The sequence below is a fragment of the Acetobacterium sp. genome (genome assembly GCF_036508315.1).
Lineage (GTDB): Bacteria > Bacillota > Clostridia > Eubacteriales > Eubacteriaceae > Acetobacterium.
Genome location: NZ_DATCHP010000066.1, coordinates 23933 through 36392 on the forward strand (window position 1 = coordinate 23933; position 12460 = coordinate 36392).

12 protein-coding genes and 1 pseudogene are annotated in these 12460 nt (G+C 39.4%); 8 read left to right on the top strand and 5 right to left on the bottom strand.

The window, feature by feature from the left end:
- Nucleotides 1-13 precede the first annotated feature (13 nt).
- From era to VIK44_RS08605, 5 genes are all read left to right on the top strand, one after another.
- Nucleotides 14-910 (top strand): GTPase Era, encoded by an 897-nt coding sequence (gene era, locus VIK44_RS08585; RefSeq protein WP_331553462.1) that lies wholly within the window; start codon nucleotides 14-16, stop codon nucleotides 908-910.
- A gap of 20 nt (nucleotides 911-930) precedes the next feature.
- A complete protein-coding gene (recO, locus tag VIK44_RS08590; protein WP_331553463.1) occupies nucleotides 931-1686 on the top strand; it encodes a DNA repair protein RecO in 756 nt (251 codons plus the stop codon).
- Nucleotides 1687-1892: 206 nt separating this feature from the next.
- Entirely contained in the window at nucleotides 1893-2282 is a 390-nt protein-coding gene (locus tag VIK44_RS08595; RefSeq protein ID WP_331553464.1) for a VOC family protein, read from the top strand.
- 43 nt (nucleotides 2283-2325) lie between these two features.
- The gene (locus VIK44_RS08600; protein ID WP_331553465.1) at nucleotides 2326-3942 is read left to right on the top strand and encodes a metallophosphoesterase; all 1617 of its coding nucleotides are present in this window, start codon (nucleotides 2326-2328) and stop codon (nucleotides 3940-3942) included.
- A 141-nt stretch (nucleotides 3943-4083) separates the two neighbouring features.
- The gene (locus VIK44_RS08605; RefSeq protein ID WP_331553466.1) at nucleotides 4084-5253 is read left to right on the top strand and encodes an MFS transporter; all 1170 of its coding nucleotides are present in this window, start codon (nucleotides 4084-4086) and stop codon (nucleotides 5251-5253) included.
- A 262-nt stretch (nucleotides 5254-5515) separates the two neighbouring features.
- Here VIK44_RS08605 and VIK44_RS08610 read toward each other — a convergent pair whose 3' ends face one another.
- From VIK44_RS08610 to VIK44_RS08630, 5 genes are all read right to left on the bottom strand, one after another.
- Nucleotides 5516-6865, bottom strand: a complete 1350-nt coding sequence (locus VIK44_RS08610; protein WP_331553467.1) for a diguanylate cyclase domain-containing protein — start codon at nucleotides 6863-6865, stop codon at nucleotides 5516-5518.
- Nucleotides 6866-7012: 147 nt separating this feature from the next.
- The gene (locus VIK44_RS08615; protein WP_331553468.1) at nucleotides 7013-8467 is read right to left on the bottom strand and encodes an MFS transporter; all 1455 of its coding nucleotides are present in this window, start codon (nucleotides 8465-8467) and stop codon (nucleotides 7013-7015) included.
- A gap of 142 nt (nucleotides 8468-8609) precedes the next feature.
- A complete protein-coding gene (locus VIK44_RS08620) occupies nucleotides 8610-9362 on the bottom strand; it encodes a type II CAAX endopeptidase family protein (RefSeq protein WP_331553469.1) in 753 nt (250 codons plus the stop codon).
- On the bottom strand, nucleotides 9359-9631 hold the full coding sequence (locus tag VIK44_RS08625; RefSeq protein ID WP_331553470.1) for a hypothetical protein: 273 nt from the start codon (nucleotides 9629-9631) through the stop codon (nucleotides 9359-9361). The genes VIK44_RS08620 and VIK44_RS08625 overlap by 4 nt, the downstream gene beginning before the upstream one ends.
- Nucleotides 9632-9767: 136 nt before the next feature.
- Nucleotides 9768-10214, bottom strand: a complete 447-nt coding sequence (locus tag VIK44_RS08630; RefSeq protein WP_331553471.1) for an Hsp20/alpha crystallin family protein — start codon at nucleotides 10212-10214, stop codon at nucleotides 9768-9770.
- Between the two features lie 296 nt (nucleotides 10215-10510).
- On the opposite strand from VIK44_RS08630, the pseudogene VIK44_RS08635 reads away from it, so the two are divergent.
- The 3 genes and pseudogenes from VIK44_RS08635 to VIK44_RS08645 form a co-directional block, all read left to right on the top strand.
- Nucleotides 10511-11019: pseudogene (locus VIK44_RS08635) on the top strand (SOUL family heme-binding protein).
- A gap of 73 nt (nucleotides 11020-11092) precedes the next feature.
- Nucleotides 11093-11935 (top strand): pirin family protein, encoded by an 843-nt coding sequence (locus tag VIK44_RS08640; RefSeq protein WP_331553473.1) that lies wholly within the window; start codon nucleotides 11093-11095, stop codon nucleotides 11933-11935.
- A 34-nt stretch (nucleotides 11936-11969) separates the two neighbouring features.
- Nucleotides 11970-12460: flavodoxin family protein (locus VIK44_RS08645; RefSeq protein WP_331553472.1), on the top strand; the 491-nt coding region annotated here is incomplete at its 3' end.

Genomic DNA, 12460 nt, shown 5'->3' on the forward strand with positions numbered 1-12460 from the left:
AAGAATGTGAACGATGAAAGAACCTTTTAAATCAGGCTTTATCAGTATTGTTGGACGACCGAATGTTGGAAAGTCCACCTTATTAAATAGTATTATGGGAGAAAAGCTGGTGATCACTTCGGCAAAACCCCAAACCACACGAAATGCCATCCGCTGTATATATACGGATGAAAACTCTCAAATGGTTTTTATTGATACCCCCGGCATGCATCGCCCAAAGAATAAACTGGGAGATTACATGCAGAAAGCGGCTGAAAACACCATTAAAGACGTGGATGTTGTTTTATATCTGGTTGAGCCGGAAAAAAAAATCGGTCCGGGAGATCAGTACATTCTTGAAAAACTGAGAGTCAGTAATACACCGGTTATTCTGATCATCAATAAAATCGACTTACTTCCCAAGGAAGAGCTGCTGATAACTATTGCCGCCTATCAAAAATATGATTTTCTTCATAGTATTATTCCGGTTTCCGCAGCAAAAGGGGACGGGGTCAAAGAATTATTGACCATTATTAATGAAATCCTACAGCCCGGTCCCATGTTTTTCCCGTCAGACATGATTATTGATCAATCCGAGCGCTGGATTGTCCAGGAAATCATCCGAGAAAAACTGCTAAACCTTTTAAATGATGAAGTCCCACATGGCATTGCCGTAGAGGTCACTTCCATGAAACCCCGAAAAAATAAAGACATTATCGATATTGAAGCCACCATCTTTTGCGAACGCAAAACCCATAAAGGGATCTTAATCGGTAAAAATGGAACAATGCTGACAAAAATCGGAAGTCAGGCCCGAAAAGACATTGAATTTTTCCTGAAAACCCATGTAAACCTTCAGCTCTGGGTAAAGGTTCGTGCGGATTGGCGTGAGAAAAACTTCGATCTTAAGGATCTCGGTTATTTTGAATAACAGTCCCGTGCCAAAGACGAATGGCACTGATTAAAACCAAAGGCCTGGTGATTAAAGAACAGGCTTTTAAAGAGCAGGATAAAATATTAACCATTTTCACCCAGGATGAAGGAAAGATTCAATGTATTGCCCGAGGGGTGCGAAGGCAAAAAAGCGGTTTATTAGCAAGCACACAGATTTTTGCCTACAGCGAGTTTGTCTATTACCCGGGAAAAACCTTTGGGAGTATTAATCAGGCAAATTTAATTGATTCCTTTTACCCCTTAAGAAATGATCTTACAAAAATGGCATTGGCTTCCTATCTTTTAGATTTGATTAATAACAGCTTTGATTTCTATCAAAAAGATCCCGTTATTCTCAAACTTCTGCTTTATGTTTTATATTACATGGCCAATGGAAAAGCCAAAAGCGATCTTGCCCTGGTTGCTGCCTTTCAGATGAAACTCATTAGCGTTATGGGGTATCGTCCAAGGCTTGAAAATTGTACAAGCTGTGAATGCCAAACAGATCTAAACTATTTTAGTATCGAAAACTATGGTCTGGTGTGCAAAAACTGTTACACTACCACCGGATACGCCTACAAAATAACAGAATCCATGCGCAAAATATTGATTGACTTTTTAAAACTGCCCATGAAGGAAATCAAAGATCATGAATATAACACTGAAGACATGATGAAAATCAACGATATTTTGGATCATTATATCGGGTATTGCATTGGAAAAACATCCAAGGCTTATGCTTTTTATAAAAGTATGCTTAATCCCTTAGTTTAAAATAAAAAATATAGGTAATTGCGAATGTACTGTGAGCTTCGCTGTCTGTTTACATGAAACAATTTTTCCACTATACGTCGTACAGTTCGTTGAACTGTTCGCCTATACGTTATAAAATTGTTTGTGAAAACTGACATCAAAGCAATTTACACTTGTGTTTATGAATTTCACAATTGCCTATAATAAAAAACAGAAACGGAGACAAAATGGGAAAATACAAAATGGCACATACTATGATTCGGGTTTTGGATTTGGATCGATCCCTTGCTTTTTATCAGCAGGCATTGGGATTTGAGGAAGTGAAAAGAAAAGATGAGTTCGAATATGAATTTACCTTAGTCTTTTTAGGGGATGGCGATCCTAATTGTCATCAGCTTGAACTCACCTACAATTATGGCCAAGCCGTTCCCTATGATTTAGGTACAGGCTATGGACACTTGGCGGTTACCGTAGAGAACCTTCAGGCCTCTCATGCCCATCACAAAGCACAGGGCTTTAAACCCACAGAGCCCAAAGGCCTCAGTGGTGATGGAAAACCACGTTTCTATTTCATTACTGATCCCGATGGTTACAAAATTGAGATCATTCAGAATTAGTCAGCTGCATATTAAGAAAAGCAAATCAACAAGGAGATTAAAAATGAAAAACAACAATGATTCGGAGCCAAAAGTTGGTGTCATGACCTTTGCATCAAATGTTTTCATGTCCTGTTCTGAGAAACACCCATCGCTGAATAACAGCATCAAGACAATCACCCTGACATTCAGTGAAAAACTGGATGCTAAAACGGTTTCCGATGCGGTGACGCTTTACACAATCAAAAGAGATGGTGCCTTGGTTGAAGAAACTATCAGTTTTCAAACTGATCCTGATGATAAGAATACCCTCATGATCAACAATGAAATGGTCAGACCCTTTACTGGGGGAGAAGCCTATAAAATCCACATCAGCAGTAACCTGAAGTCAGTAAACGGAGCGAGTTTGGCTTCTGATTATGTAGGTTATTTTGCCACTAACAATGTCTTTAATTTCACCGATATTCCGGATTTGAATAATGAACGGTCACAAATTGTGATCATCAGCGATTTACATTTGGGCATCGACGATGCCTTTGCTGAAACCGTCGCCAACAAACAGGCACTGGCCAGTTTGTTAACCCAGGTGAATACCTCCCCTCATATCAGCGAACTTGTGATCACCGGGGATTTATTTGACGGCTGGTTTTTACCTATGGAATATGTCCTTCCGGATTCCCAAGCCGACTTTTTTGATGGGGTTGCAGCAAACAATCAAACCATTGTGGATGCCTTCAATAATATTATCCAGGCAGGGGATATCAAAGTAACCTATGTTCCCGGAAACCACGATATCTTGCTGACCGAAGCCGATGTTGCCCGGATTTTACCGGGGATCAATCAGGCAAGGGATGACAACCAGGGGCTGGGCACCTATGTAACCGGGAAAAATTCAGAAATCGCCATTGAACATGGTCACCGCTGGAATATTTTTTGTACACCGGATCCCATCTCAAACCGGGAGATCACCAAAAATAACACCTCAATCCTACCACCCGGATATTTCTTTACACGAATCGCAGCAAACTCCCTGAGGGAAGGTCAACCCCAAAACACAACAAATACCTTCCCGGTGGTGACAGCTCCTGATAAAAACGATGTCAGCCAATTTGGTTACTATGTGTTATCAAGGATGTGGCAGGGGGTTATGGAATTGCTGCCGGTTCATGAAAGCTCGGCAGACAAGCTCATTAAAACCAACATTGACGGTTTTACCGAGGCTTACGCCATTAACGATCTCTTTCCCTATGAAAATAGAGAGGGTGTCATCGATGTAAAATTATATAAAAACATGCAGGATACCTGGGATGAACGCCAGGATATCAATAGTATAAAGGTAAAAATACCGTATATTGATGCCTTAGTCAGAGCCGCAACCTTTGATTTTACAGATGACCAGGCCCAAAACCAATTTTTTGATCTTGATGCCTCCAAACGAATCGTCGTCTTCGGACATACCCATGTGGGTCGTGTTCTGCCACGAACCAATCCTGCAGGTGAAAAGACCATCTATGCCAACTCCGGCACCTGGATCGATCGAAACCCGGGTTATCCAACCATGACCTTTGTGGTGATTACCCAGGCAAAAACGGATTCAGCTATTGATACTGTAAATCTGTATCAGTATTCAAATGAAAAAACCATCACCCAATGGTGTGAAGGTCAGGCCATCAAACAGTAGCCTTTAAATGTTTTTCAACAAAATATAACGAAAAAAGCAAAGTAAAGCTAATCACAACAAGTTTTAACGTGGTTTCTGAAAATTTTCCTTGTACCATTCCAGGGCCATGGAGAATGCATTAATGTCAATCGGGAGAAACCATTGAAAAAAAAGAGAATTAAATTCGCCATTTTGTCAATTTCATCCATTATCTTAATATGGCTCACGGCATCAGCCATATTGGCAGATGTCCAGGCACATTTTCCAGGAGTAGATCAATCCCTGATTCAAATGGTATTAACCATACCCTCGCTATTTGGGCTAATTTTTGCATTTGCATCCGGACCGATTTCAATGAAAATACCGAAAAAAACCATTGTCATTTTTGCTCTGACATCCGGATTGACCGGTGGGATGGTTGCCCTTTTTTGGGGAACAGCCAGTATTTGGGTTTTGTTATTTTCAAGTGTCCTAATCGGGATTGCTCAAGGGATTATCACCACCATGTCCATGGCTTTAATCGCTCACTATTATACCGGAGCGGAATGCGGCGCCATGATGGGGCTGCAATCCGCCTTTGCCAATGGCGGGAGCATGGTTCTTCTTTTTATTTCAGGGATATTGGCAGGTGTTCAATGGAATTATTCCTACCTTGTTTATCTTGCCTTTATACCGGTTATTTTTATTACCATGAAATACTTGCCAAAGGATCAGCCCACCTTAGATGGAGAGGAACAGCATATTGAAAAAATCGGAAAGTTAAACGGTACGGTTTATTTTACAGCCCTGGTGATGTTTTTATTTGGAGTCTTTTCCTTTGTTTTCCAGACAAATATTGCACTTTTAGTCGTCAGCAAAGGGTTTGGCGATGCAACCACCAGTGGCTTCATTAATACAACCATATCCGCTGCTGGAATGGTCACCGGCATTTTGTTTGGAGGTTTGCTGCGCACACTTAAGTCTTTAATGATTCCCGTGGCACTTTTTATCCAGGGGATGGGAATGGTTTTAGTTTTCACCATTGGCACCCTGCCGGCACTCTTTATTGCTGCTATTTGCCTGGGCATCGGATTATCCACGGTTATGCCAGCCGGCACATTTATCGCCTCAAACGCAGTAAGCCCATTGATGCGTGCAACAGCTATTGCCATCATCACAGCAGCTGTCAATTTAGGCATATTTCTTTCGCCCATTATTATGAATGTTCTAGTTGATACCTTTGCCGGAGGCAACCTCATATTTAAGTTTATGATTTCAGCTATTGGATTATTTATGCTGGCACTATTGACTTTAATAGTGAATAAACTTATGGTGAAAAAAAACTGCAATTAATATTAGATTTTTCAAGAGAAGAAAATCGAAAATTAACGATATGATTGTTTTTTTGAGCATCAATATCATTTGTAGTGATAATATTTGGATCAAAAAAAGAACTCCGGTTATTGAGTTCATTTTTTGATAAAGGCTGGAATCCTAAAAAAGCAGCTACAGTATAATTGCATATATTAAAGCAAATTCATTGGCGAATGCTTGAACAAATGCAGTATATAATGCATTTGTCAATAAAATAAACTCTGCGTTTATATTTTTCATATCACTGATTCCAGATGTTAACACGGTTTCGTCCAGAGTCTTTTGCCTGGTACAATGCAGCATCTGCATGTTTTAAAAGGGATTCGTAACAGCCATCTTCCGATGGGTCTGACGTGATAACCCCAATGGATACGGTGATGTCTTTATATACCGGTGATGATTTATGGGCAATTCCTAAATCCATAATAGATATTCTTAATTTTTCACATACCTTAGCTGCGCCAAGGCGGTCTGTATCCGGAAGCAGACAAGTGAATTCTTCGCCGCCCCAGCGTGCAGCGAAATCACCGGGTCTTTTTAATGTGTTTTTAATGGCAAAAGCGACTTTACGCAGACATTCATCACCTTCTAAATGCCCATAGGTATCATTGTAAAACTTGAAATGATCGATATCCAACATTAAAACAGAAAGAAAACTGCCCATGCGTTTTGCTTTTTTTATTTCGATGGAAAACATCTCATCGAAACGCCTGCGGTTGGCTATGTTTGTCAATTGATCCACGTCTGTATTTATTTTCAGAATATCCTGATAGTATTTTAATGCCAAATGATTTTTAATTTTCGCTTTTACAATTGGAATACTAAAGGGTTTTGTAATGTAATCAATGGCACCTATTTTCAAACCGTGTTCTTCACTTTCAGCTTCACTCAGGGCTGTGACAAAAATAACAGGAATATCTTTTGTATGCGGATCCAGCTGCAGATATTCGCAGACTTCGTAACCATCCATTTCCGGCATCATAATATCCAGTAGAATAATATCCGGAGGATCGTTGGAATTCGCAATGGCTAAAGCCTCTTTTCCGCTGTTTGCAATGAGGATATCAAAATTTTCCATTAACGCCTGTTCCAGAAGTTTTGTATTGAGGAGTGAATCATCTACAATCAAGACCTTTTGTCTGACCGGGGAATCACTGCCAATGTCGCTTTGCTGATTTTTGCTGCCCAATAGAGTCCTGGCCTCCTTGCGTGCTGTTTCATTTCTTTTCTTTTGGGTGATATCTTTTGCGGCGACATAGATAAAATCGCCATAACGGTGGAAATTCCACTCGATGTACCGGTAATCGCCATTCTTTGACCGAAAACGATTTGAAAATGTCAGATTATCATTGTGGGGAATGAGTTCTTTCAGAGCGAAAGATGTAGCATCCAAATCATGAGGGTGGACAAAATCAATCAGATCTTTTTTTATCAGTTCGTCCGGTGAATAGCCGAGTACATTTTCCCATGCAATATTTACTTTGAAAAACTGGCCATTGATATCGATGATGCATAGAAGATCAAGATTTAGGTCAAAGATCCGTTCCAATATTTCACTTTGACTGTTTGAATCATAAAAGTTCTTCATCATCCATTAATCCTCTCTTTTTATTAGTTATTCATTTCACTGTCATCGATTTTAAGTAGTATTTGTATTATATCGGTTTAAATAAGAAATTACTACTTATTAATCCATAATCTTTTATGATCAATTCAGAAGAGTATCTTAATGAATTGATCAGGCTGGCTTTTCACAGGAAGTTTTCTGCCATTTCGGGGCGGGACCCCTCATATAAGATAAGATGGCGGCTAAAATGCTGAATCCGAATGAAATGCAAAATGCCAGTCGCAGACCCCCAATAAAACTTCCTACTGCAATTCCCTGAGAACCAACCTGGGTGCCCAGAAAAAGACCCTGCATGGCTTCCGGGGATACACTTGTAGCAATAATTGCCATTGAAATAGCAATGCTTAAGACGTTTCCGGCATTATTGAGCATGGTTCTGACACCTGAAGCAATCCCTCGTTTGTTTGCCGGAACAGCTTTGAAAATTGATGTCGAATTAGGTGAAAAGAATAATCCTGATCCCGTGCCGATAAGGGACATCCAAATAATCAGTTCAATGGTTGATGTGCTTTCGGTGATCCATATCATTCCAAATAATCCAACTGCCGAAATCAGCAGTCCCAGGGAACTTAAAATCCTGGAGTCATATTTATCTGACAAAATACCGCTGATGGGAGAAATGAGAAACATTGATATTGCCAGGGGTGTTAACAATATTCCGGCGGTGATGGGGTCGTTACCTTTAATGCCCTGAAAATAAAAGATCATCAGAAAGGTGACAGCGCCTCTGGCGATGCCGTTAAACAAATTGCTTGCGAATGCAAAAGCAAGAATCCGTGTTTTAAAAAGTCGCATATCCAGCATGGGTTGGGCAACTTTATTTTCAATAACAACAAATGCTGTCATTAAAACCATTGCACTGCCAAACAAGCCGATGATTTCAATGTGAGCCCATCCGGAAAAACTCCCCAGGGTTAATGCCATCAGCAAAGAAAGCATTCCTGCTGTAAATGTTAATATTCCGAGCCAATCAAATTTTTGCTTTTCACTGTAAGAATTGATTTCTTTCAGCTGAAATGCGGCCCACAAGGTACCGATAATGCCAATGGGAATATTGATGTAGAAAATGCTTCGCCATCCAACAGTTACAAGAAATCCTCCTAAAATAGTGCCGATTACGCTGCCAATGCTGATAAACATAATGTTGACGCTTAGAGCCTTGCCAAGCTCGTTTTTGGGAAACGCATCGGCAACAATGGCGGTACTGTTTGCGATCATTAACGCGCCGCCGATCGCCTGGATCATCCTGAAGATCAGCAGTTGCATGCCGGTATTTGACCAGGCGCATAACAGCGATGCGATAGTGAATAAAGCAAATCCTCCAACGTAAAGTTTCTTCCTTCCAAACATATCGGCACTTCTTCCGATTGAAGGCACAAGGATTGTAAGAATAAGCATATATCCCATAAGTATCCAGGTAACGGTTCCCATATCGGTGTTCAGATCCTTCATAATATCCGGTAAAGCAACAATCAGCGTACCGCCACTCATAATGGAAACCAAAGCACCGATGGTTGTGCATGATAATGCAATCCATTTATAATTGTCATTTTTCAAATCAATCATTCCTCCGGTTCCTCGTCCGTTTTTTCTAATTCGATATAGTTGCCTCTAAAAATAATGGTATCACTCCTTAACGTCAACGTCAATGTTAAGGAGTGATACCATTATTATTTAAACTATTTCGTTTTTATTGCAGATCTTCTGATTAAGCCACTGATTCTATTTTTTTGAATTCAAGTTTTCTCCATAAATACAGTGCATATAGACAAAGAATCAGTATCTGGGTTATGAGAATTGTGATACTCAGTGTATTGATGGTCTCCAATGTAATATTTGCAATAAAATCGTGAAGGCCATGCCATATAATCACCGGAATAATACTTTTAGTCATCACCACAATTTCTGCACAGACCAGGCCAAACAATCCCGCAAAAATAATGAGGATCACCACGTATAATGGTTCACTTCCGCCGAGTGCGGTAAAGGCATGGCCGATTCCAAATAACAGGGAAGATATGATTATTGCATATTTCACACCTTTTATACGGAGTACTTTAAGCATTAATCCTCTGAAAAACAATTCCTCATTGATGCCGACAACGGCTGCAAATAAAAATAAAAGCCCGATCTGTATAAGCGACACGCTTTGATCAAATCCATTCATAAACGGCAGTATTTCAACAACAATAAGCGGCAGAAAATACAGGACGTTCGGATTTTTTTTGAAATCGAAACTCTTAAAACCAAAAGCCTGGTATCCTAATTTCGACTTTTTCATTAAGAGAAACCCAATGAGAATTGAGATGCCAAAAGATAGGGTTTGGGTAATGAGGATCTGTGAAACACTCAGAGAATATACGGCTGATAGGAACCCTGATAACACTGCAAAGAAAATGGGGATGAGCCCCAGGAGAATGGCACTTCTCAATGGGTGCCTGGTCGAAAAAAATAGATTCATGATTTTTCCTCTTCTTTCTTAGAAAATTGATTTAAAAAACCTTTAAAAGCATCCATTAGGATACTTTCTGCTTCCTCGTTACTTAAATGACAATGATTCGTTGCCACCAATGAGGCGATTCCATGGGTTAAAAGCCAAATATCCACATAAAGCTTCTTTGAATTTTCCTCATTTAAATGAGTCATTGCTGCGATTAGCGCAATCACTTCATGATTCTCTTCTCCTGAAATCATATCCATAGCGCTATCAACATGAATGGCATCTGACACAAAAAAGCACTTCATTGAAATGAAGTGCTCAGACCGTTGACAAAATGCCATTAGAAAGCATGTTCTAATGGCATTTTGTTCGAATTCCGGTGACTTTATCGACAGTCTGAAACAAACTCTTTCGAGGTTTTCAGTGTTATTCAATTAGTATGAAATATTCCATTTCCAGCTCTTTAGCTTTAGGAATATGCACCTGCAAAATCCCATTTTCAAAACTCGCTGTGATGTCACCTTCAGCCACATTCGGAAAATATATTTGTCTTTCCACGGAACTGAATGACCGTTCTCTATGAATATACCGCTCATCTTCATCATATTCTTCATCTTCTTTTAATGCCGATATGGCCAATATATTATAGTTGAAATTGATTTGAATATCTTCTTTATTGTAACCGGGAAATTCGGCATCAACAATATATTCATCATCTTTTTCCTTTACATCAAGTTTAAAATTTTCGGTTGTGGGACTTGGAACGGGTGACTGAGCCTCATCAAGATAATCGTCAACCATACTGTTCAAATCTACCATATTGTCTCTTCTCGGCAGTGCTTTGTGCTTCTTATTGGGTGTTAAGTTAGCCATAAAAAACGCCTCCTCTAAAATATTTTTATTAGCACTTCATGTTTTATGCATGCTAATTGTATTTTAATTTTTACCCTTTTTAAAAACAATCAAACATCTTTTTTAAAAAAAGAGTATTGTGTCTGAGTATCGCTTCAGGAAATGTTTGTCAAATTACTTTGAGTTTTTAGTTTGAAGAATCAAGAAAGGTTACACCAATCTTAGATCTGCCTGAAATAAAAATAGTTATATAGATTTAACTATATTATTGTATTTATGGGTATTAATATCATATAATCGGTGAAGGAGGATTTTCAATGTCGAAATATGAAACCGCTGCATACAAAGCACTTGAAAAAGATGGTAAGTTTGAAATACGGTCCTATGAAAGTTATTATACTGCTGCAACTAACGAGTCTAATATAAAAGAGGCAAGTGGATTTAATAAGATTTTTGATTATATCAGTGGAAACAATTCCAATAAAAAAAGATATCCATGACAACGCCAGTGATTAATGAGCTAAAGCCTGGAGGCGTCACAACTGAGTTTGTTATGCCCAGTAAATACACCAAAGACCCACCCCCGGAACCAGACAATCCCGAGATCAAAATAAAGAGAATTAAAAAAAAGACCTGTGCATCCGTTGCTTTTACAGGTTTGGTTAATGATAGTAAAATTCAAGAATATCAAATGAAGTTGAAAAAATGGTTGCAAGCTAAGAATATCAGAACGCTTAGCAGCTTTCGATTAGCACGATATAATCCACCCTATGTTCCGCCTCCTTTCAGACGAAATGAAATATTGATCGATGTGGATAATAGTTGATGCATCGGTGAGCCATGCCATTATAGGCGACGGTGATTTTGAAATAAAATATGACTATGAAAGAAGGTACTTAATGAAAGCACGAAAAGTGATCCAGGTTGTACAGGGGATTAATGCAGTTGATGGTGCTGGTGTCCATTTAAGACGCGTTTTATCTCACCCGACGGTTGAAGATTTCGATCCGTTTTTAATGTTGGATTCCTTTGATTCTGAAAATCCGGAAGACTACATCAAAGGCTTTCCCATGCACCCCCACCGTGGGATTGAAACCGTAACCTACCTGATAGAAGGCCGCATCGAACATCAGGACAGTTTGGGAAACAAAGGATCCATCGAATCAGGATGTTCTCAGTGGATGACAGGAGGCAGCGGGATTTTGCATCAGGAAATGCCCCAGGCTTCAAAAAGAATGCTGGGTTTTCAATTATGGCTTAATCTGCCGAAGTCGGAAAAAATGACAGAGCCTAAATATTTTGAAATTCGAAAAGAAAATATTCCTATTTTCAAAGGCAGTGGTTTTACTGTCGGTGTTTTATCCGGGGCCTATGAAGGGACCACCGGTGTGAAACCCCATCACATTCAGGCAATGATATTAGATGTCATGGTCGAAGCCGGTAAAAAAGTTAAGATTCCCACACCCAGAGGAGAAACAGTGTTTGTATTTTTAATGGAAGGGGAAGGCCAAGTCGATGAGACGATTTATCAGGAAAAGTCAGCCCTTCTTTTTAGTGATGGCGATTTTGCTGAGCTTAAGGCAACTGAGAAATCCGTGCATCTGATTCTTTTTTCTGCGCTGCCGGTTAAAGAACCCGTGGCCTGGGGCGGACCCATTGTTATGAATACCGAGGAAGAATTAATACAAGCCTTTACCGATTTGAAAAACGGCACCTTCATTAAAGAAGAACCATTGATTTAAATAATTCCCAAATAAATATCAGAAGGAGAATGTTATGAAAGTTATTGCAATTAACGGAAGTCCGAGAAAAGATGGAAATACTGCCATTTTACTGGGAAAAGCACTTGTGGGTGCCATTTCCAAAAAAGCGGAAATAGAAATGATCCATTTGTACGATTTGAATTATAAAGGGTGTATCAGCTGTTTTGCCTGTAAAAAATTAGGCGGGAAGAGCTACGGAAAATGTGCAGTCAACGATGATTTATTTGAGGTATTTAAGAAAATCGAAAGTGCGGATGCTCTTATTCTAGGTTCGCCGATTTATTTAGGCGAGGTAACCGGAGAGATGCGAAGTTTTCTTGAACGCCTGATTTTTCAATATCTTGTCTATGACAAAGAACGATCCGTGCTTGTTCCAAAAAAAATTAAAACAGGCTTTATTTTTACCATGGGTGCTCCCGAACGGGTTATAAAAGAACTGGGTTATGAAAAAAAATTCAAAGGCTATGAAGCTATTCTGAAACGTTTCTTTGGGAGTTCAAAATC